Origin of the sequence: Reella acinonychis (assembly GCF_052384575.1) — a bacterium.
Lineage (GTDB): Bacteria > Pseudomonadota > Gammaproteobacteria > Enterobacterales > Pasteurellaceae > JBQSUQ01.
The window spans coordinates 1-19109 of the sequence record NZ_JBQSUQ010000014.1 but is presented as its reverse complement, the minus strand read 5'-3'; the positions used below and the strand labels follow the sequence as shown (position 1 = coordinate 19109).

The 19109-nt window shown below is 37.6% G+C and carries 25 protein-coding genes; 14 read left to right on the top strand and 11 right to left on the bottom strand.

Annotation, left to right across the window (positions count from 1 at the left end; genetic code table 11):
* Nucleotides 1–16: 16 nt before the first annotated feature.
* Complete coding sequence (gene metJ / locus ACT2CV_RS06485) at nucleotides 17–334, bottom strand: met regulon transcriptional regulator MetJ (RefSeq protein WP_464973053.1); 318 nt, start codon at nucleotides 332–334, stop codon at nucleotides 17–19.
* A gap of 191 nt (nucleotides 335–525) precedes the next feature.
* On the opposite strand from metJ, the gene aqpZ reads away from it, so the two are divergent.
* Nucleotides 526–1218: an aquaporin Z gene (gene aqpZ, locus ACT2CV_RS06480; protein ID WP_464973052.1), complete on the top strand. Its 693-nt coding sequence runs from the start codon at nucleotides 526–528 to the stop codon at nucleotides 1216–1218.
* 37 nt (nucleotides 1219–1255) lie between these two features.
* Here the strand turns inward: aqpZ and mutM are convergent, their stop codons facing one another.
* The 4 genes from mutM to radC form a co-directional block, all read right to left on the bottom strand.
* A complete protein-coding gene (gene mutM / locus ACT2CV_RS06475) occupies nucleotides 1256–2068 on the bottom strand; it encodes a bifunctional DNA-formamidopyrimidine glycosylase/DNA-(apurinic or apyrimidinic site) lyase (protein WP_464973051.1) in 813 nt (270 codons plus the stop codon).
* A gap of 57 nt (nucleotides 2069–2125) precedes the next feature.
* Nucleotides 2126–2296 (bottom strand): 50S ribosomal protein L33, encoded by a 171-nt coding sequence (gene rpmG / locus ACT2CV_RS06470; RefSeq protein ID WP_464973050.1) that lies wholly within the window; start codon nucleotides 2294–2296, stop codon nucleotides 2126–2128.
* Between the two features lie 11 nt (nucleotides 2297–2307).
* Nucleotides 2308–2544, bottom strand: a complete 237-nt coding sequence (gene rpmB, locus ACT2CV_RS06465; protein WP_005717521.1) for a 50S ribosomal protein L28 — start codon at nucleotides 2542–2544, stop codon at nucleotides 2308–2310.
* Between the two features lie 222 nt (nucleotides 2545–2766).
* Nucleotides 2767–3429, bottom strand: coding sequence for a RadC family protein (gene radC, locus ACT2CV_RS06460; RefSeq protein ID WP_464973049.1), 663 nt, complete (start codon nucleotides 3427–3429; stop codon nucleotides 2767–2769).
* A gap of 152 nt (nucleotides 3430–3581) precedes the next feature.
* Here radC and coaBC point away from each other — a divergent pair, with 152 nt between their 5' ends.
* The 5 genes from coaBC (at nucleotide 3582) to crp (ending at nucleotide 6878) form a co-directional block, all read left to right on the top strand.
* Nucleotides 3582–4790: a bifunctional phosphopantothenoylcysteine decarboxylase/phosphopantothenate--cysteine ligase CoaBC gene (gene coaBC / locus ACT2CV_RS06455; protein ID WP_464973048.1), complete on the top strand. Its 1209-nt coding sequence runs from the start codon at nucleotides 3582–3584 to the stop codon at nucleotides 4788–4790.
* A gap of 20 nt (nucleotides 4791–4810) precedes the next feature.
* Nucleotides 4811–5266: a dUTP diphosphatase gene (gene dut / locus ACT2CV_RS06450; protein ID WP_464973047.1), complete on the top strand. Its 456-nt coding sequence runs from the start codon at nucleotides 4811–4813 to the stop codon at nucleotides 5264–5266.
* On the top strand, nucleotides 5263–5919 hold the full coding sequence (slmA, locus tag ACT2CV_RS06445) for a nucleoid occlusion factor SlmA (protein WP_464974033.1): 657 nt from the start codon (nucleotides 5263–5265) through the stop codon (nucleotides 5917–5919). The genes dut and slmA overlap by 4 nt, the downstream gene beginning before the upstream one ends.
* Nucleotides 5920–5925: 6 nt before the next feature.
* Nucleotides 5926–6144: a YheU family protein gene (locus ACT2CV_RS06440; protein WP_464973046.1), complete on the top strand. Its 219-nt coding sequence runs from the start codon at nucleotides 5926–5928 to the stop codon at nucleotides 6142–6144.
* A 62-nt stretch (nucleotides 6145–6206) separates the two neighbouring features.
* On the top strand, nucleotides 6207–6878 hold the full coding sequence (gene crp / locus ACT2CV_RS06435; protein ID WP_464973045.1) for a cAMP-activated global transcriptional regulator CRP: 672 nt from the start codon (nucleotides 6207–6209) through the stop codon (nucleotides 6876–6878).
* Nucleotides 6879–6923: 45 nt separating this feature from the next.
* Here the strand turns inward: crp and recF are convergent, their stop codons facing one another.
* The 3 genes from recF to dnaA are packed head-to-tail and all read right to left on the bottom strand — an operon-like array spanning nucleotide 6924 to nucleotide 10539.
* Nucleotides 6924–8009, bottom strand: a complete 1086-nt coding sequence (recF, locus tag ACT2CV_RS06430; RefSeq protein ID WP_464973044.1) for a DNA replication/repair protein RecF — start codon at nucleotides 8007–8009, stop codon at nucleotides 6924–6926.
* A gap of 26 nt (nucleotides 8010–8035) precedes the next feature.
* Nucleotides 8036–9136 (bottom strand): DNA polymerase III subunit beta, encoded by a 1101-nt coding sequence (gene dnaN / locus ACT2CV_RS06425; protein WP_464973043.1) that lies wholly within the window; start codon nucleotides 9134–9136, stop codon nucleotides 8036–8038.
* Nucleotides 9137–9168: 32 nt separating this feature from the next.
* The gene (gene dnaA / locus ACT2CV_RS06420) at nucleotides 9169–10539 is read right to left on the bottom strand and encodes a chromosomal replication initiator protein DnaA (RefSeq protein WP_464973042.1); all 1371 of its coding nucleotides are present in this window, start codon (nucleotides 10537–10539) and stop codon (nucleotides 9169–9171) included.
* Nucleotides 10540–10905: 366 nt separating this feature from the next.
* On the opposite strand from dnaA, the gene rpmH reads away from it, so the two are divergent.
* The 7 genes from rpmH to mnmE all read left to right on the top strand — a co-directional run bounded on the left by rpmH (nucleotide 10906) and on the right by mnmE (nucleotide 15700).
* Nucleotides 10906–11040 (top strand): 50S ribosomal protein L34, encoded by a 135-nt coding sequence (gene rpmH, locus ACT2CV_RS06415; protein WP_005539760.1) that lies wholly within the window; start codon nucleotides 10906–10908, stop codon nucleotides 11038–11040.
* A 15-nt stretch (nucleotides 11041–11055) separates the two neighbouring features.
* Nucleotides 11056–11424, top strand: a complete 369-nt coding sequence (gene rnpA, locus ACT2CV_RS06410) for a ribonuclease P protein component (protein WP_464973041.1) — start codon at nucleotides 11056–11058, stop codon at nucleotides 11422–11424.
* Complete coding sequence (gene yidD / locus ACT2CV_RS06405) at nucleotides 11379–11648, top strand: membrane protein insertion efficiency factor YidD (RefSeq protein WP_464973040.1); 270 nt, start codon at nucleotides 11379–11381, stop codon at nucleotides 11646–11648. The genes rnpA and yidD overlap by 46 nt, the downstream gene beginning before the upstream one ends.
* On the top strand, nucleotides 11645–13252 hold the full coding sequence (gene yidC / locus ACT2CV_RS06400; RefSeq protein ID WP_464973039.1) for a membrane protein insertase YidC: 1608 nt from the start codon (nucleotides 11645–11647) through the stop codon (nucleotides 13250–13252). The genes yidD and yidC overlap by 4 nt, the downstream gene beginning before the upstream one ends.
* Nucleotides 13253–13405: 153 nt before the next feature.
* On the top strand, nucleotides 13406–13882 hold the full coding sequence (locus ACT2CV_RS06395) for a cupin domain-containing protein (protein WP_464973038.1): 477 nt from the start codon (nucleotides 13406–13408) through the stop codon (nucleotides 13880–13882).
* A gap of 67 nt (nucleotides 13883–13949) precedes the next feature.
* Nucleotides 13950–14285 carry a n-acetylglutamate synthase gene (locus tag ACT2CV_RS06390; protein ID WP_464973037.1) on the top strand — a complete coding sequence of 112 codons (336 nt, stop codon included), beginning with the start codon at nucleotides 13950–13952 and terminating at the stop codon, nucleotides 14283–14285.
* Between the two features lie 53 nt (nucleotides 14286–14338).
* Entirely contained in the window at nucleotides 14339–15700 is a 1362-nt protein-coding gene (gene mnmE / locus ACT2CV_RS06385) for a tRNA uridine-5-carboxymethylaminomethyl(34) synthesis GTPase MnmE (protein ID WP_464973036.1), read from the top strand.
* Nucleotides 15701–15753: 53 nt separating this feature from the next.
* On the opposite strand, the gene ACT2CV_RS06380 is transcribed toward mnmE, so the two are convergent.
* Genes ACT2CV_RS06380 through metN form a run of 3 tightly spaced genes read right to left on the bottom strand, consistent with a single transcriptional unit; the run spans nucleotide 15754 to nucleotide 18329 of the window.
* Nucleotides 15754–16584 carry a MetQ/NlpA family lipoprotein gene (locus ACT2CV_RS06380; RefSeq protein ID WP_464973035.1) on the bottom strand — a complete coding sequence of 277 codons (831 nt, stop codon included), beginning with the start codon at nucleotides 16582–16584 and terminating at the stop codon, nucleotides 15754–15756.
* Between the two features lie 28 nt (nucleotides 16585–16612).
* The gene (locus ACT2CV_RS06375; protein WP_464973034.1) at nucleotides 16613–17302 is read right to left on the bottom strand and encodes a methionine ABC transporter permease; all 690 of its coding nucleotides are present in this window, start codon (nucleotides 17300–17302) and stop codon (nucleotides 16613–16615) included.
* Nucleotides 17292–18329 (bottom strand): methionine ABC transporter ATP-binding protein MetN, encoded by a 1038-nt coding sequence (gene metN / locus ACT2CV_RS06370; RefSeq protein WP_464973033.1) that lies wholly within the window; start codon nucleotides 18327–18329, stop codon nucleotides 17292–17294. The genes ACT2CV_RS06375 and metN overlap by 11 nt, the downstream gene beginning before the upstream one ends.
* A 166-nt stretch (nucleotides 18330–18495) precedes the next feature.
* On the opposite strand from metN, the gene gmhB reads away from it, so the two are divergent.
* The gene (gene gmhB / locus ACT2CV_RS06365; RefSeq protein ID WP_464973032.1) at nucleotides 18496–19050 is read left to right on the top strand and encodes a D-glycero-beta-D-manno-heptose 1,7-bisphosphate 7-phosphatase; all 555 of its coding nucleotides are present in this window, start codon (nucleotides 18496–18498) and stop codon (nucleotides 19048–19050) included.
* Nucleotides 19051–19109: the final 59 nt, after the last annotated feature.

Genomic DNA, 19109 nt, shown 5'->3' with positions numbered 1-19109 from the left:
ACCGCACTTTTGGGGATTAATATTCCCACTCATCAGGATTAACACCTAACTCACGCATAATTTTCTTCGCATCTTCAGGGATTTCATCATGGCGTTCTTTTAACAAATCTTCATCTGTTGGTAGCGGTTGACCCGTAAAGGCGTGTAAAAATGCTTCACAGAGTAGCTCACTATTTGTAGCATGACGTAAATTCTTGATTTGGCGACGTGTACGTTCATTAGTGAGAATTTCCAGTACTTTAATTGGGATGGATACCGTAATTTTCTTCACTTGCTCGCTTTTTTTGCCATGTTCTGCATAGGGGCTGATATATTTTCCATCCCAATTCGCCATAAGATCCTCTGATATAACGATAAATTTTCTAGGGGTATTTTAATCAAAAAAGGAAGGAATAACAATCTGCAAAAGAAGTTAAAAACTTTACATAAACTTTACAAAAAGCGTTGAATTTTTCTGATTTATTACTGACTAACTGAACGGTGCGATAAGCAATCGCCATTTTTATTTTTTATGAGGTTTATTTTATGAAAAAATTATTTGCTGAATTTTTTGGTACATTCTGGTTAGTGTTTGGCGGCTGTGGCTCTGCAGTATTAGCGGCAGCATTTCCTGAATTAGGAATTGGTTTTACAGGCGTTTCATTAGCTTTTGGTTTAACCGTATTAACCATGGCTTACGCTGTAGGTCATATTTCTGGTGGTCATTTTAACCCAGCAGTAACTTTAGGTTTAGTTGCCGGTGGCCGTTTCTCTGCGAAAGAGGCTTTACCATACATTGCATCTCAAGTAATCGGTGGTATCGCAGGTGCCGCAGTACTTTATGCTATTGCTTCAGGTAAAGTAGGTTTTGATGCAGTTGCAAGTGGCTTTGCTTCAAATGGTTTTGGCGAACATTCACCAAATGGTTATTCATTTGCAGCAGTAGTTATTGCTGAAATTGTATTAACTGCATTTTTCTTAATCGTTATTCATGGTGCAACAGATAAAAAAGCACCAGCAGGTTTTGCGCCAATCGCAATTGGTTTAGCGTTAACCTTAATTCACTTAATTAGTATTCCTGTGTCAAATACATCAGTGAACCCTGCGCGTAGTACAGCTGTTGCTGTCTTCCAAGGTGGTTGGGCATTAGAACAATTATGGATTTTCTGGGTTGCTCCAATTGTTGGTGGTATCTTAGGCGGTATTATTTATCGTTCATTATTAGAAACACGTGATTAATCACTTAAAGGAACCCGCTGAAAAGCGGGTTTTTTATTTATTCATTTTGACAATTCGGGCAATAGAAACTGTTTCGTTGCCCGATTATTAAACTTTTAATTTTTTCACCGCAGTTTATGCAAGGTTGATCTACTTTGCCGTAGATTTGCAGCTCTTGTGCAAAATAACCGGGTTTACCATCAGGTTGTACAAAATCTTTCAATGTTGTTCCGCCTTGATGAATAGCACGTTGCAATTCTTTTTTTATCGTTGTTACCAATAATTCTGCTTCAATAGTATTGATACTTCCAGCTTTCTTTAATGGATGTAATTTACATTGAAACAGCACTTCATTGGCGTAAATATTGCCAACGCCAACTACCACAGCATTATCCATTAAGAAGGTTTTAAGTGCGGTGCTTTTTTTGCGAGATTTTTTAAATAGGTAATCAGTATTAAAATCTTCTGATAGCGGTTCAGGCCCAAGTTTAGCGAATAGAGGGAAGTGTGCAATGTCGTCAGTCCATAACCATGCACCAAAACGGCGAGGATCGTTATATCGCATGATTTTTCCATTACTCATCACAATATCTAAGTGATCGTGTTTCTCAATGGGATCTTGTGCTGTGACAATACGAACAGAACCAGACATACCCAGATGTCCAATGATTGCGCCTTTTTCTGTATGAAGGATTAAATATTTTGCGCGGCGAGAAAGTGCGGTGATTTTTTCATGAGAAATTTTGCTCAGTTCTGGGCTAACAGGCCAACGCAGCTGAGGTTGACGTACAATAATCTGTTCAATATAGAAACCTTGAAGGTGGGGGTATATCCCATTTTTCGTCGTTTCCACTTCTGGTAATTCAGGCATAATCAATTCCTATAAAAAAACCCGACTAAAGTCGGGTTTCTTAATGTGATTCTAAAATTATTTAATTTTAGCTTCTTTATAAACAACGTGTTTACGCACTACTGGATCAAATTTTTTGATTTCCATTTTTTCAGGCATATTACGTTTGTTTTTTGTTGTTGTGTAAAAATGACCTGTTTCAGCAGTTGAAACTAATCTAATTTTCTCACGAGTACCTTTAGCTGCCATCTTTTAGCTCCTTAGATTTTCTCGCCACGAGCACGAATGTCAGCTAATACTGCATCAATGCCTTTTTTATCAATAATACGCATACCTTTCGCTGTTAAGCGTAAAGTTACGAAACGTTTTTCGCTCTCAACCCAGAAACGGTGAGTGTGAAGGTTTGGTAAAAAACGACGTTTAGTCGCATTCATTGCGTGTGAGCGGTTGTTACCCACTGCTGGACGCTTGCCTGTTACTTGACAGACTCTAGACATAATAAACTCCAATAATTAAATATAAGCTCGAGCTTATGGTTCGGATACAAAATCAAGACAAAAGCTTGATAGCTACCTCGTCAGGTCGCCATAACCGACCCACTTACTATATTAAAGGTCGCAAATTATACTTGCTTTATCTTCTTTTCTCAAGCAAAAATTTTGCTTATAACGTGAAAATAGTCGATTAGCTTGAAATTTATGAGATCGTTACCATTGTATTCAAAGCCAACCATTTTCGGCAAATGAAAAATAACATCCTTTTCCAATTACAAAATGATCTAATAATTTGATCTCAATAAGATCCGTTGCCTGTTTGATTTTTTGTGTGATTTGGCGATCCGCATTGCTAGGCTCTGAAATTCCAGAAGGATGGTTATGGGCGAGTATTAAGGCGGCTGCGTTACAATATAAAGCGGCTTTAATAATTTCTCTGGGGTGAATGGTGGCAGAATTAATGGTGCCGAGAAACATTTCTTCTTGTTTAATCAGGCGATGTTGATTATCCAAAAATAATACAAGGAAAACTTCACGTTCGTGGTCCTCTAATTCCGTTTGTAAGTACATTCGTACAGTTTCTGTGCTATTAAATATGTGATTCACTTTTAATTCTTCTAATAAATAGCGCCTCGTCATTTCCGTACAGGCTTGCAATTGGATGAATTGAGTAATGCCAATTCCTTTGAAGGCACAAAATTGTTTTTGATTGGCGGATAGTAATCCTCGTAACGATCCAAAATGTGTAAGTACTGCTTGAGAAAGTTGCATAACGGGAAGATTTTTAATGCCCGTACGCAAGAAAATAGCTAATAATTCTTGATTACTTAATGCTTCGGCGCCAAATTGAAGCAATTTTTCTCTAGGCATAAGTGGTTGAGATGACATGATTTTTCCTAAATTTTTTATTTTATTTTGTATTTATCAGTTATAAAAAACGAGGAAGAGATGATCTTTTTGGAACGGAGATCAAAAAATAAAATGTTTTATTGCTGAGTTTGAAGTAGAATGAGCAAAAATGATGTGAAGAAGGACTAACAATGATAAATTTGCACAATAAGCGCGTTGTTGTGGGCATTACGGGGGGCATTGCTGCTTATAAAGCGATTGAACTTATTCGTTTATTACGTAAAGCGCAAGCGGAAGTACGTGTTGTATTAACGCCGGCTGCCGCTGAGTTTGTTACGCCTTTAACGTTGCAAGCAATTTCAGGTAATGCGGTTGCACAATCTTTATTAGATCCACAAGCTGAATTAGCTATGGGGCATATTGAATTAGCTAAATGGGCAGATCTTATTGTTATTGCTCCTGCTTCTGCTGATTTTTTGGCTCGTTTGACAGTTGGTATGGCGAATGATTTGTTGTCCACAATATGTCTTGCAACTCCAGCTCCGATTTTACTGGCACCTGCGATGAATCAACAAATGTTTGCGCAGAAAATAACGCAACAAAATTTAACCGCACTTTTAGCGCGAGGATTGCATACAGTTGGGCCTAATTCAGGTGAGCAAGCTTGTGGTGATGTTGGTTTTGGGCGGATGTCGGAACCCGCTGAAATTTTTACCGCACTTTGTGCGTTGTTAGAGAAAAAGCAAGATTTACAACATTTGTCTGTAGCGATTACTGCAGGACCTACGCGTGAAGCAATTGATCCAGTACGCTATATTAGTAACCACAGTTCTGGCAAAATGGGTTTTGCGATTGCGGAAGCCTTTGCTAAAAGAGGGGCGAAAGTGACTTTGATAGCGGGACCAGTTAATTTGCCAACGCCTGTTAATGTAGCAAGAGTTAATGTGATTTCTGCTCAACAAATGTACGAAAAATCATTAGAAAGTGCGGTGAAGAATCAGATATTTATTGGTTGTGCTGCAGTGGCGGATTACCGCATGGCAGAGGTTGCAGAACACAAAATGAAAAAAACAGCAGGACAAGATGAATTAGTGCTGAAACTAGTTAAAAACCCAGACATTATTGCAACGGTGGCAGCGTTAACGAAAGATCGCCCATTTACAGTGGGTTTTGCTGCTGAAACGCAGGATGTGGAGCAATATGCCAAAGATAAGTTACAACGCAAAAATTTGGATTTAATTTGTGCAAATGATGTGTCAAATGGACAAGCGTTTAACGCAGATCAAAATAGCTTGCATTTATTTTGGCAAGATGGTGATAAACTATTGCCTTTTGCGGATAAAAGTAAGTTAGCAGAACATTTAGCAAATGAAATTGTTGCGCGTTACCAAGATAAATAAAATCATCATAGGATATAACAATGAAAAAAATTGATGTAAAAATTTTAGATGCCCGTATTGGCAACGAATTTCCTTTACCTACTTATGCAACTTCTGGTTCAGCTGGATTGGATTTGCGAGCATTAGTGGATGAAGAATTTGAAATTCAACCCGGAGAAACTAAACTGATCCCAACGGGATTATCAATTTATATTGCGGATCCAAATTTAGCTGCAGTTATTTTACCGCGTTCTGGCTTAGGTCATAAAAATGGTATTGTGTTAGGCAATTTAGTCGGATTAATCGACAGTGATTATCAAGGTCCTTTGATGGTTTCCATGTGGAATAGAGGAAAAGAACCATTCAAAATTGCTGTGGGTGATCGCATCGCACAACTTGTTTTTGTACCTGTGGTGCAGGCAGAATTCAATATTGTTGATACCTTTGAATCGACAGATCGTGGTGAAGGTGGTTTTGGTCATTCAGGTAAGAAATAATGATTGAACAACTTGAAATTGCAGAAGTTGAACCTATGCCAGAAGAAAAAACGGCACCTAAAATAGAAAAACGCAGTGTTCAAGCACGTCGCCAGCAAGTACTTGCAGTGCTATCAAGCATGCTGCATTCTGAACGGGGCATGGAACGAATGACAACTGCAAAACTTGCGGAAGCAGTTGGTGTTTCTGAAGCTGCGCTTTATCGTTATTTCCCAAGCAAAACGAAAATTTTTGAAGCGCTGATTGAGAATATTGAACAAAACTTATTTATTCGTATTTCTCAGTCAATTAAGATGGAAACTAACACAGTGAACCGAATTCATGGTATCCTACAGATGATTCTTGATTTTGCGCGAAAAAATCCAGGTATGACGAGAGTATTAACTGGACATGCTCTCATGTTTGAAGATGCGCAATTACAATTAAGAGTTGCACAGTTTTTTGATCGCTTAGAATTACAATTTGTGAATATTTTACAAATGAGTAAATTACGCGAAGGAAAAAGCTTTGCTACCGATGATCGTACTATAGCGAGTTATTTAGTTACTTTTTGTGAAGGACAGTTTATGCGTTATGTCCGCACTAATTTCCGTCGTTCAGTCAACCAAAGTTTCGAGCAGCAATGGAAATTGTTAGAACAGTTATTTGTGTAATTTCCTATGATTATTCCATGGCAAGAACTTGAAAAACAAACCTTAATTAATCTGGTAGAAAGCTTCATTTTACGTGAAGGTACAGATTATGGTGAAGAAGAGCTATCCCTTGCTCAAAAAACACAAAATTTGCTTGATCAAATTTATCAAGAAAAAGTGGTGATTGTTTGGTCAGAATTGCATGAAACTATTGATATTAAAAACAAAAGGGATTTTTTCCGTTAGAATTCTTTAATGTTATTATGTATGAATTCTTGACTTATTTTTAGGCAAGTAGAGGTTTATTTATGCCAGAACAACTTCAACATCTTGATGTATATCAACCACATAGACCCGCTAATGCAGCGGATCCAACATTAGAGTGGTTTATATCGCATTGCCATATTCACAAATATCCTGTGAAAACAACGATTATTCATGCAGGAGAAAAAGCGGAAACCCTTTATTATTTAATCAAAGGGTCGGCTTCTGTGTCGACAAAAGATGAAGACGATAAAGAAATGTTGCTCACTTATTTAGGGGCAGGAGATTTTTTTGGTGAAGCAGGTTTATTCAATGAAGATGAAGTTCGCTCTGCTTGGGTTAGAGTGAGAACTCCTTGCGAAGTAGCAGAAATTTCATACAAAAAATTCCGTCAGTTAGTTCAAGTGAACCCAGATATTTTAATGATTTTATCTGGTCAACTTGCTAAACGTTTACGTACTACTTCTCAACAAGTGCGTAATTTAGCCTTCTTGGATGTAACAGGTCGCATTGCACAAACTTTATTAAACTTGGCTAAAATGCCAGAAGCAATGACTCATCCTGAAGGGATGCAAATTAAAATTACACGTCAAGAAATAGGGCAAATGGTAGGATGTTCCAGAGAAACGGTGGGACGCATTTTGAAAATGCTAGAAGATGAGCATTTGATTTCCGCTCATGGAAAAACCATTGTCGTATATGGTACGCGTGACTAAAGGAATTAATGAACAAAAAGTGCGGTGAAATTCACCGCACTTTTTTTATGTATTGATTAATTGAATATGACCATTGTGCAATTGAAAGATTTTGGCTTGCTTAGGCTGCATTTGTTTGAGTTGTTCTTTTGTAATTGCAGTGACAAAAACTTGAGATTGGCTATGTTGGAGCCGCTCCGCTAACAAACCTCGTTTAATTTCATCAAGCTCTGAGGCGAAATCGTCAATAAGAAAAATACAGTGGCGATTTTTTTGTTTCATTAAGTGCTCGCCCTGTGCAAGTCGTAAGGCACACATCAGTAATTTTAATTGTCCGCGAGATAGCACATCTTCTGCTGGTAAGCCATTGGCTTTAAAACGAAAATCGGCTTTTTGCGGACCTGAAACCGTATAACCAATTTGCCTATCTCGTTCGAAATTTTCTTTTAATAAACTTGCGTAGTCTGTATCTTTTTCCCAACCTTGATGAAAACTCACTTGAATTTCTAATTCAGGTAAAAATAGCTGGCAGGTTTTTTCTATTTCAGGGCGGAGTTCTTCCGCATAATGTTGCCGCCATTGGCTAACTTGATGTGCTAAAACAGCGAGTTCTTTATCCCAAATGCTGAGTATGTCGTAACGATAGTTCTGTTGCAGAGCGGCATTACGTTGGCGTAGTAAACGGTTTAAATTTGACCAAGCGGAATAAAAAGCGGTTTGGTGGTGGAATAACCCCCAATCTAAGAATGCTCGACGGAAACTGGGACCGCCATTAAGTAAGTTTAGTCCCTCAGGCGTGATGAGCTGCATGGGAAGCAAATGGGCAAGATCGGAAATTTTACTGCCATCTTCACCGTTGATTTTGACAATGGTGTTACCTTCTTTACGTAATTTTTGTAAGCCTACGGACCATTGATGTTGCTGCTCTTGAATACGTCCATGTAATGTGAAGTGGGGTTGTTCGTAACGAATAATTCTAGTCGTAACGTTACTCTTAAAGGAGCGTCCATGACCTAAGTAATAAATAGCTTCAAGTAGGCTAGTCTTTCCGCTGCCATTATTGCCTATTAAAAAGTTAAAGCCGCAATCTAATTCAAGATCAACGGCTGTTAAATTTCTAAAGTTTTCGACAATTAAGCGAGAAATAGCCATAAAGTGCGGTTAAAAAATCAGTAGTTTTATAAACGCATTGGCATGATGACATATTCAGCGCTGCTATCTTCACAATCTTCAATTAAGCAACTTGATGACGCATCAGTGAGACGCATACGCACACGATTACATTTTAGTGCGTTGAGTACATCTAAAATGTAGCTAGCGTTAAAGCCAACTTCCATTTCTTCGCTTTCATAGAATACATCTAAAATTTCTTCTGCTTCTTCATGCTCTGGATTGCTTGCTAAAATTTTCAATTGATTTTGGCTAAGTTGCAAACGCACTGTACGTACTTTTTCCGTTGAAAGAATAGAAGCGCGAACAAAAGATTGTTTTAATGCCTCCCAATCGCTTTCTAAAATACGATCTGCATTGCGAGGTACAACGCGGCGATAATCAGGAAAACGTCCGTCAATTAATTTGGTAGTAAAGACGATAGTGCCAAGCTCTACACGCAAATTATTTGTTCCAATTTTTAAACGAGCAGGCTGTTCGCTGTTTGCATCAAGGAGGCGGGCTAATTCTAAGACACCTTTGCGAGGTACGATAACGGAATGATCTTGTAAAGCCTGTTCCAGAGCAATGGTGCAAACGGCAAGGCGGTGACCGTCAGTTGATACAGTCCGTAATAAGTTGCCTTCGGTTTCTAATTTCATCCCGTTCAATGAATAACGAGCGTCATTGTTCGCCATAGAAAACTGTGTTGCATCAATAAGACGGCGAATGATATTTTGCGTTACTTCAAAATCCACTTCTGATTGCCAGTTCGCAAGATTTGGATATTCTTCTGCAGGGAAGGTGGATAAGTTAAATTTCGTTCTGCCTGAACGAACAATTGCGCGATCTTGTTCAAAATCTACGGTAATGCTTGATTGTTCTGGTAAGCTGCGGCAAATATCAAGGAATTTTTTGGCAGGAATTGTGAAATTGCCTTCACCGCTATTTTGTAGCAACGCTTGAGTTGATAGCTCAACTTCCAAATCCGTTCCAGTAATGGTTAACACATTGCCATTTACTTGTAGCAATACATTGTTTAATACAGGAATATTTGGGCGGTTGCTAAGTACACCACATACTTGTTGTAATGGTTTTAATAAATCTTCTCTTGAAATAATCAGTTGCATATTGATTTTCCTTTCATTGATATTGACCACAATTATGCGGATAAAGTGCGGTTTAAATTTAACCAATCTTCTTGAATATTCGTATCTGTTTCCCGTAATAATTGGATCTGGCGACAAGCGTGTAATACCGTTGTATGATCACGATCGCCGAATGCTTTACCAATTTCTGGTAAACTGCGGTTTGTTAATTCTTTCGCTAACGCCATCGCTAATTGACGTGGTCGAGCAATAGAACGTGAACGATTTTTAGATTTTAAATCAGATACTTTGATACGGTAATATTCTGCCACGATTTTTTGGATATTTTCAATTGTAATCAGTTTTTCTTGTAAAGCCAAAATATCTTTTAAGGTTTCTTGCGCAAACTCAATGGTGATAGGTTTTCCAGTGAATTCTGCATAAGCTTGCACGCGATTTAAAGCACCTTCTAATTCTCGCACATTGGTGCGTAACTTTTTGGCAATAAAGAAAGCAACTTCATCAGGTAAGTGTAATCCTTTTTCCTCTGCTTTCTTCAGTAAAATAGCAATACGGGTTTCTAATTCAGGCGGTTCAATTTGTAGCGTCAATCCCACGCCAAAACGAGATGTTAAGCGCTCAGTGAAATCTTCAATAGCTTTTGGTAAGCGATCTGAAGTAAGAATAATTTGGCGACCGCCTTCAAATAAGGAATTAAACGTATGGAAAAATTCCTCTTGTGTGCCATCTTTTCCTGCAAAAAATTGAATGTCATCGATGAGCAATACATCTAAAGAACGATAGAATTTCTTAAATTGTTCAATACGTTCTGTTCGCAATGCTTTCACCATTTCTTGCACATAGCGTTCTGAATGAATATACACAATTTTAGCTTGAGGATTGTCCGCTAAAATACTGTTACCAATGGCGTGTAATAAATGGGTTTTGCCTAAGCCTGTACTACCATATAAAAATAGTGGATTGGTTAATTTGTCGCCTGGTTGTTTAGACACTTTGAGTGCTGCAGAACGCGCTAACTGGTTGGATTTACCTCCCACGAAATTTTCGAAAACATATTGAGGATCTAAATTCGTGCGAAATACGGGGTTATTTTCCGTATTAACTGGTGTTGAGGATGTTGTAGTTTCAACGACAACTTGAGCTGGTTCTTGTTGTTTCGTCGGTGCGGGCTTGACCCCTTCTTTAATTTTAATAACAAGATTTGGGTTTTGGCTAAGTTGGTACATCATTTTACTGATTTTTTCAAGATAGTGATTTTCAACCCAACTTTTAATAAACACATTGGACGCGTACAAAGTGATTGAATTTTCTTTGTTAGCATCTACTTGCAAGGGACGTAACCACATATTGAAGTCATTTGCAGACATCTGATCTTGTAGTTGTAAGAGGCATTCTTGCCATAATGTTGAGGGATTGAAGCTCATTTTATCTTTTTAAATCAGTAAATTAATCTAGCTCGACCTAAAAGTGCGGTCAAAATTTCGATTTATTTTACAATAAAATGGTTGAAAGATCTCCCCAAATGGATCAAAAAAATCACTTGAGATTTTTGCTAAAAAACGTATAATTTGGCACGCTTTTATGGCATAAATTCAGCTGAATGACAAAAAATGTAAAATAATTGTCTGATTTTAGCTATTCTGATTTGACGAATGCTGATTTTATAAGTAAAATCCGCTTCCTTATTTTGAATAACCTTGTTTTCAAGTAATTTGTGTTTTGTTCGCTTTTGCCACTCGCATTTGTGAATAAAGCGATCAATAAACAATTTTGATTTAGGTAGATTTAATATGAAACGTACATTTCAACCTTCTGTATTAAAACGCAGTCGTACTCACGGTTTCCGTGCACGTATGGCAACTAAAAACGGCCGCCAAGTTTTAGCTCGTCGTCGTGCTAAAGGTCGTAAAAGTTTATCAGCTTAATTTTTAACACCTTGTGTGATTAAGCTAAACTTTTCTAGGGAGTTACGTTTGCTAACTCCCGAACATTTCAAATACGTCTTCCAACAGCCGCAACGCGCTTCCACGCCTGAAGTAACAATTCTTGCTCGACAAAATAGCCTAGATTATCCTCGTTTGGGATTAACTGTTGCTAAAAAACATTTAAAAAGAGCACATGATCGTAATCGTATTAAACGTTTGTGTCGTGAGAGTTTCCGTACTCTACAACATGAATTACCTCATTGTGATTTTGTTATTGTTGCTAAAGCAGGGATCCATAAATTAGATAATCAAACCTTTACCCAGAATTTGAGTAAATTATGGCAACGTCATATTCGTTTAGCGAAAAAATCCTTATCCGATTAATTCGTTTTTATCAAATTGTTATTAGTCCATTGATTGGACCACGTTGTCGCTTTGTGCCAACCTGCTCTTGTTATGGTTTAGAAGCAATAAAAGTGCATGGAGCTGCAAAAGGTAGTTGGCTTACGCTTAAACGTATATTAAAATGTCATCCTTTGAATGCTGGTGGATTCGATCCTGTTCCGCCAAAAACTAATAACCATAACTACAAAGAGAACAACAAATGAATTCTAGTCGTAGCTTATTAGCGCTTGCGTTACTTTTTATTTCTTTTCTTGTGTATCAACAGTGGGAAATTGATAAAAATCCAAAACCAGTAGTGCAACAAACTGCCGTATCACAACAAACAGATACACCAACAAGTTCTAGCTCTACTGCGACTGTCGATAATCAAACTCAAGGTCGTATTATTACCCTTAAAAATGATGTATTTAGCTTAAAAGTAGATACATTAGGCGGTGATGTGGTTGAAAGTAGTTTACTGAATTACGCTGCAGAATTAGATAGCGAAGCGCGTTTTTCTTTATTACAAAATCAAGCAGATAAAACTTATGTCGCGCAAAGTGGTTTAGTGGGTAAAGACGGTATTGATAGTGCAGCAGGTCGTGCAGCTTATCAAGTGGATGGAGATCATTTTGCTTTAGCCGAAGGTCAAAATGAATTACGAGTACCATTAACATTTGAAAAAGATGGCGTGATTTTCCGCAAAGTATTTGTATTAAAACCAGGTGCTTATGATGTAGAAGTCAATTATGAAGTACAAAACCAAAGCGCATCAGCGATTGAAGTACAGCCTTATGGTCAATTAAAGCATACTTTAGTTGAAAGCTCTGGTAGCATGGCAATGCCAACCTATACTGGTGGTGCTTACTCATCTTCTGAAACAAACTATAAAAAATATAGCTTTGATGATATGCAAAAAGATAATTTATCTATTGCAACAAAAGCTGGCTGGGTAGCCATTTTACAACATTATTTTGCATCAGCTTGGATCCCTAATCCAGATATGGATAACCAACTTTATACTAGCACCAACAATGGCATGGGATTCATCGGTTATCGTGGTCCAGTAATTACGGTACCTGCTGGTGCAACAGAAACTATCAAAAGCACACTTTGGACAGGTCCTAAATTACAAAATAAAATGGCAACTGTAGCTAACCACCTAGACTTAACAGTTGACTATGGCTGGGCTTGGTTTATTGCGAAACCATTATTTAAATTACTTACCTTTATCCAAAGTTTAGTACACAACTGGGGTCTAGCGATTATTGGTGTAACCTTAGTGGTTAAAGCGATTTTATATCCATTAACCAAAGCACAATATACCTCAATGGCAAAAATGCGTATGTTGCAACCAAAACTTCAAGAAATGCGTGAACGTTTTGGTGATGATCGTCAACGTATGAGCCAAGAAATGATGAAATTGTATAAAGAAGAGAAAGTAAACCCATTAGGCGGTTGTTTACCAATCTTAATTCAAATGCCTATTTTCATCGCATTGTATTGGACATTTATGGAGGCGGTTGAATTACGTCACGCTCCATTCTTTGGCTGGATTCAAGACTTATCTGCACAAGATCCATACTATATCCTGCCATTATTAATGGGTGGATCGATGTTCTTATTACAGAAAATGTCGCCAACGCCAATGACCGACCCAATGCAACAAAAAGTAATGAACTTTATGCCTGTTATGTTTACAGTGTTCTTCTTATGGTTCCCAGCAGGCTTAGTGTTATATTGGTTAGTGTCTAACTTAATTACGATTGTTCAACAACAATTAATTTATCGCGGTTTAGAGAAGAAAGGATTACATTCTCGTAAATAGTTGATTAAATAAAAGGAAAAGGTATCAGTAAAATGATACCTTTTATTTTATGTGAAAATAAAATATTGTAATTTCTTGTTTCATGGTTACAATCTGATCTTGTAAAGATTTTGCTGTTGAGTGTATTTTTATATCCAACTAAGGAGATCTAATATGAAACTAAAAACATCTTTAGCCGTTATTATGTTATCCACCGTTGCTTTTAGCCAAATGGCTTCTGCAGAAGCAGCTGAGAAGAAAGAATACGATCGTAGCATCCAGCTTTACAAGAAAGCTGAACTTGCCACATGGGATCGAGAAAATGCGGGTGGCGGAGAAGGTCCTTTATTAGGTAAATTTGCTTATACTCGTCATGATACTGGTAGCCAAGATGCGTTCCAAGAAGTAGGTTGGTTAACTTTACCTAAAGGCGCTTCGATTGGTAAACATAAACACAATGATAATGAAGACGTATATATCATTGTTTCCGGAAAAGGCTTGTTCGTCGATAGTAATGGCAAAGAGTCCATTGTTGAAGCTGGCGATATTACTATTGCACGCCCAGGGCAATCTCATGGTTTAAAAAATATTGGTGATGATCCGTTAATTTTCATTAATACCGTTGCTAAACGAGATCAAACAACCAAATAGGTAAAACTATATTAAAATCAATGAATAAAAGGTATCATATTGATACCTTTTATTTTGGGAGCAAAATATGGATTTAAATGACCGCACTTTTTCCTCAATCAGCAATTCAGAAAGTGGCGAAGTGAATGGAAACACATTCTTCTATTATCATCAAGATAATCGATTGATTTGGGCAGAATATGAAGGTGGTGAAATTATAAAAGGTTTTCTAATTGGCAAATTTATTGCGGAAAATAAAATTGCATTTACTTATCAACATGTTAATCAATCATTAGAAAATCGCCTTGGTAAATGTGTAAGCCAAATTGAAGTGCTGCCGAATGGGAAATTACGTTTACATGAAAATTGGCAGTGGTTGGATGGCGAGCAAAAAGCTGGACAATCCATTATTGAAGAAATTTAGTAAAAATTGACCGCACTTTGATCAAAAAGCGCGGTGCATTTTAGGAATATTTTATGACAAAAGAAACAATAGTCGCTCAAGCAACGCCGATTGGTCGAGGTGGCGTGGGAATTTTACGTGTATCTGGACCTTTAGCACAGGACGTCGCGCAAGAAGTGCTAGGCAAGACCTTATCTCCACGTATGGCAAATTACTTGCCTTTCAAAGATGTAGATGGCTCGGTATTGGATCAAGGCATTGCCTTATTTTTCAAAGGTCCCAACTCTTTTACGGGTGAAGATGTCTTAGAGTTTCAAGGACATGGCGGACAAATTGTATTGGATCTGTTATTGAAACGCATTTTGAAAGTAAAAGGCATTCGTTTAGCAAAGCCGGGCGAATTTTCAGAGCAGGCATTTTTGAATGATAAATTGGATTTAGCACAGGCGGAAGCTATTGCGGATTTAATTGATGCAACTTCAGAACAAGCGGCACGTTCCGCATTGAAATCGCTGCAAGGCGAATTCTCTAACAAAGTGAATCAGTTAGTTGATTCCGTCATCTATTTGCGAACCTATGTGGAAGCAGCAATTGATTTCCCAGATGAAGAAATTGATTTTTTGGCTGATGGCAAAATTGAAAACCATTTGGTTGATATTATCCGTCAATTAGAGCAAGTGAAGGCAGAAGCAAAACAGGGATCGATTTTACGCGAAGGAATGAAAGTGGTGATTGCAGGTCGCCCTAATGCAGGTAAATCTAGCTTACTCAATGCCCTTGCCGGACGAGAAGCGGCGATTGTAACGGATATTGCAGGAACAACCCGAGATGTCTTGAGTGAGCATATCCACATTGATGGCATGCCATTGCATATTATTGATACGGCAGGTTTGAGGGAAGCAACGGACGAAGTAGAACGTATCGGGATTACGAGGGCTTGGAACGAAATTGAACAAGCAGATCGTATTTTATTAATGTTAGATAGCACAGATCCTGACAGCCAAGATATGCAAAAAGTGCGGTCAGAATTTTTACAGAAATTACCAGAGAATTTACCTGTTACGCTAATTCGTAATAAAACTGATTTAAGCCAAGAAGGTGAATCTATCTTAGAAGAAAATGGTTATACTACGATTCGTTTGTCTGCGCAGACCCATAAGGGTATTTCATTATTGCGTGAACATTTAAAACAGTCCATGGGATACCAAACAAGTACGGAAGGCGGCTTTTTAGCTCGTCGTCGCCATTTAGAAGCATTAGAAAAAGCAGCAGAACATTTACAACTAGGTTATGTGCAATTAACAGAATTCTATGCAGGCGAACTGTTAGCGGAAGAACTGCGTTTAGTCCAAACCCATTTGAGTGAAATCACAGGCCAATTCACTTCTGATGATCTACTTGGCAATATCTTTAGTTCATTCTGTATCGGTAAATAACTAATAAAAAAGTGCGGTGTTTTTCACCGCACTTTTTGTTTCATTAAGTTGAATTACCAACCTTTTACTACACCGTCTTTAAAGAATTTGACGGCTTCTTGGTAAACTTCTTCAGTTTGATATGCTTTCACGAAGTTTTGTACTGCTGCACTGTCTTTGTTATCTTGACGAGCAACAATGATATTTACATAAGGACTGTCTTTGCTTTCAACAAATACACCATGCTCAGTTGTATTTAAACCAACTTGACCTGCATAAGTGTTGTTTACTACTGCTAAATCAACATCATCTAATGCACGAGCTGCAACTGCGGTATCAACTGGTGAAATTTGGAAGTTTTTCACATTCTCAACAATATCTAATGGCGTCGCTAATAAATTTGTATTGTCTTTTAATTTGATTAGACCTTGTTTTTCTAACAGAATTAACGCACGACCTTGGTTAGATGGATCGTTTGGTACAGCAATTTTGGCACCTTCTTTTAATTCTTCTACTTTCTTAATAGTTTTAGAATAACCAGCTAATGGGTATACGAATGTATTACCTACAATCACAAGATTAGTAATATTATTCGCTTGTGTATTGGTATCTAAATAAGGTTTATGTTGCATTGCATTGATGTCTAAGTCGCCTTTACTTACTGCTGGGTTTGGTAATGCATAATCGTTAAATTCAACGAATTCAACATTTAAGTTGTATTTTTCTTTTGCAATTTTTGCAGCAATTTCAGCAACTTGGTGTTCAGGACCTGACATTACACCCACTTTGATTGTTTGTGGTGCAGACGCTGCTGGTGCAGCTTCAGCTTTTTTCTCTTCCTTACAAGCTGTTAATGCAAATACAGATGCAAGTGCGGTAATAGTAAATAATTTTTTGAAATTCATGGAGCTTCCTTTTTTATTGATAATGATATTAACGATGATCGAAATGATCAGCGAGTTTGTTTCCGTACCTTTCGCAAATCATTACGATCAATACGATGATAATAGTTGCCACCCAAAGCACATAAGGCATATTGCGGTGTAAACCATAAGAAATCGCAGTGTTACCTAAACCACCGCCACCAACAGCACCAGCCATAGCGGAGTAGCCAATGAGTGTTACCAAGGTTAAAGTGGTTGCTTTAATCAGCATTGGTAAGGCTTCAGGTAAATAGAATTTTGTAATTAATTGCCATACGCTTGTTCCCATTGCTTTTGCGGTTTCCGTTAAGCCACTAGGAATATCACCCAATGCATTGGCTGTTAAGCGAGCAAAAAATGGCATGGCTGCAACGCCTAATGGAATAATAGAGGCGGTTGTACCCAATGTGGTTCCAACAAGGAAACGTGTTACAGGCATTAAATCGAATAATAAAATAATGAAAGGAATAGAACGTCCTACATTAATAAATGCTTCTAAAATGCGATTGATTCGGCGGTTTGCTAAGGTTTGACCTTGTTGAGTTAAAAATGTCCACACACCTAAAGGTAAGCCGAATACAACAGCAAATAGAGTAGCGGCAAAACTCATATAAATGGTTTCGTATGTACTTAAACCGATAAGTTGCCAAACTTGCGGTGTAATTTGAGCGTTGAAGCTAGTAATAAAATTATCCCACATAACCTAAAACCTCCACGCGGACATTATGTTCCATCAAATAAATTTTCGCTTGCGTTATGGCATCTTCATCACCTTCCATTTCGGCAATGACAAAACCAAATTTCACCCCGCCTGCATAGTCAATTTGCGATGTTAAAATACTTAAATCAATGCCAAACATTTTTGATGCTTGAGAGAGAACTGGCGCATCAACTGTGCGACCAGTAAATTCAAATTTCACAATCGGCCAAGAACGATTATGTTTTGGCGTGTCAGAAAGTTGTTCTAAATATTCTTCAGGCAAATTGATATGTAATGTTGAGCTGATGAATTTTTTTGCCAATTCGGTTTTTGGGTTTGAGAAAATGTCGCTGACAGACCCTTGTTCAACTAATTGGCCTTTATCAATCACCGCAACTTGATCACAAATACGTTTTACAACTTCCATTTCATGAGTAATCAATAAAATAGTAATGCCCAAACGTTGATTGATTTCTTTTAATAGTTTTAATATTGATTGTGTTGTAGCCGGATCTAAGGCACTGGTTGCTTCATCGCAAAGTAAAACATGCGGATCGCTTGCTAAAGCACGCGCAATGGCAACACGTTGTTTTTGACCACCAGAAAGATTTGCAGGATATACATCTTTTTTATCTGATAAGCCGACCAGCTCTAAAAGTGCGGTGACTTTTTGATGAATTTTCTCTTTTGCGGTTTTTTCTAATTCAAGTGGTAACGCAATATTGTCAAAAACAGTGCGCGAGCTCAGTAAATTAAAGTGTTGGAAAATCATCCCGATATTACGGCGTTCAGCAATCAGTTGCTTGTCACTCATCTCGGTTAATTCTTTTCCATCTACAATGACATGACCAGACGTTGGCCTTTCTAATAAATTGACACAACGAATTAATGTACTTTTACCTGCACCAGAAGCGCCTATGACGCCACAAATATGGCCAGCCGGCACCTCTAATGACACATTGTCAAGTGCGGTTAATTTTTTTCCAGAAATATCAAATATTTTAGTTATATTTTTTAGCTTAATCATATAAGCCCTTTGTTAAGTAAATAGTTGAGTAAATAAAAATGATTTCTTTCGTATTTTAGACGTCTATATGGCTATGTCAACAACTATTCGCTTTGTTTTTCATAATAAATAGGTAAAATTGCAAATGAATAACACCATAATTTGCGTTGTGATTGGGAGAGAATAAATGAAAAAAGCGATTTTTTTAGATCGAGATGGCACTATTAATATTGATCATGGGTATGTGCATCAAATAGATAATTTTCAATTTATAGAAGGGAGTATTGAAGCATTACAACAATTAAAAGCCATGGGCTATTTATTGGTGTTAGTCACAAATCAATCAGGAATTGCACGAGGTTATTTTTCAGAAGAGCAATTTTTGCAATTAACAGAATGGATGGATTGGTCGTTGGCGGATCGAGGTGTTGATTTCGATGGCATCTATTATTGTCCTCATCATCCACAAGGATTGGGTGAATATCAACAGGATTGTGATTGTCGTAAACCCAAATCCGGCATGTTGCTACAAGCCATCAAAGAGCTAAAAATTGATCCGACTAAATCTTTTATGGTCGGCGATAAAATAGAAGATATGCAAGCAGGTATCGGGGCGAATGTAAAATATAAAGTATTGGTAAAAACGGGTAAGCCCGTTACAAGCGAAGGAATGGCAAAAGCAGACTATACGATTGATTCAATTGTTGAATTACCGCGGTTGATAAAACAGTTAAAAATTTAACCGCAGTTTGTTGTGGTTTTCATCGTTAAGATTAAAAAAGCATCGCTTAACAAAAAAGT

Bases quoted from the DNA above. Each gene is read 5' to 3' on its own strand.
- metJ (WP_464973053.1), bottom strand. From the start codon at position 334: ATGGCGAATTGGGATGGAAAATATATCAGCCCCTATGCAGAACATGGC.
- aqpZ (WP_464973052.1), top strand. From the start codon at position 526: ATGAAAAAATTATTTGCTGAATTTTTTGGTACATTCTGGTTAGTGTTT.
- mutM (WP_464973051.1), bottom strand. From the start codon at position 2,068: ATGCCTGAATTACCAGAAGTGGAAACGACGAAAAATGGGATATACCCC.
- rpmG (WP_464973050.1), bottom strand. From the start codon at position 2,296: ATGGCAGCTAAAGGTACTCGTGAGAAAATTAGATTAGTTTCAACTGCT.
- rpmB (WP_005717521.1), bottom strand. From the start codon at position 2,544: ATGTCTAGAGTCTGTCAAGTAACAGGCAAGCGTCCAGCAGTGGGTAAC.
- radC (WP_464973049.1), bottom strand. From the start codon at position 3,429: ATGTCATCTCAACCACTTATGCCTAGAGAAAAATTGCTTCAATTTGGC.
- coaBC (WP_464973048.1), top strand. From the start codon at position 3,582: ATGATAAATTTGCACAATAAGCGCGTTGTTGTGGGCATTACGGGGGGC.
- dut (WP_464973047.1), top strand. From the start codon at position 4,811: ATGAAAAAAATTGATGTAAAAATTTTAGATGCCCGTATTGGCAACGAA.
- ACT2CV_RS06440 (WP_464973046.1), top strand. From the start codon at position 5,926: ATGATTATTCCATGGCAAGAACTTGAAAAACAAACCTTAATTAATCTG.
- crp (WP_464973045.1), top strand. From the start codon at position 6,207: ATGCCAGAACAACTTCAACATCTTGATGTATATCAACCACATAGACCC.
- recF (WP_464973044.1), bottom strand. From the start codon at position 8,009: ATGGCTATTTCTCGCTTAATTGTCGAAAACTTTAGAAATTTAACAGCC.
- dnaN (WP_464973043.1), bottom strand. From the start codon at position 9,136: ATGCAACTGATTATTTCAAGAGAAGATTTATTAAAACCATTACAACAA.
- dnaA (WP_464973042.1), bottom strand. From the start codon at position 10,539: ATGAGCTTCAATCCCTCAACATTATGGCAAGAATGCCTCTTACAACTA.
- rpmH (WP_005539760.1), top strand. From the start codon at position 10,906: ATGAAACGTACATTTCAACCTTCTGTATTAAAACGCAGTCGTACTCAC.
- yidD (WP_464973040.1), top strand. From the start codon at position 11,379: ATGGCAACGTCATATTCGTTTAGCGAAAAAATCCTTATCCGATTAATT.
- yidC (WP_464973039.1), top strand. From the start codon at position 11,645: ATGAATTCTAGTCGTAGCTTATTAGCGCTTGCGTTACTTTTTATTTCT.
- ACT2CV_RS06395 (WP_464973038.1), top strand. From the start codon at position 13,406: ATGAAACTAAAAACATCTTTAGCCGTTATTATGTTATCCACCGTTGCT.
- ACT2CV_RS06390 (WP_464973037.1), top strand. From the start codon at position 13,950: ATGGATTTAAATGACCGCACTTTTTCCTCAATCAGCAATTCAGAAAGT.
- mnmE (WP_464973036.1), top strand. From the start codon at position 14,339: ATGACAAAAGAAACAATAGTCGCTCAAGCAACGCCGATTGGTCGAGGT.
- ACT2CV_RS06380 (WP_464973035.1), bottom strand. From the start codon at position 16,584: ATGAATTTCAAAAAATTATTTACTATTACCGCACTTGCATCTGTATTT.
- ACT2CV_RS06375 (WP_464973034.1), bottom strand. From the start codon at position 17,302: ATGTGGGATAATTTTATTACTAGCTTCAACGCTCAAATTACACCGCAA.
- metN (WP_464973033.1), bottom strand. From the start codon at position 18,329: ATGATTAAGCTAAAAAATATAACTAAAATATTTGATATTTCTGGAAAA.
- gmhB (WP_464973032.1), top strand. From the start codon at position 18,496: ATGAAAAAAGCGATTTTTTTAGATCGAGATGGCACTATTAATATTGAT.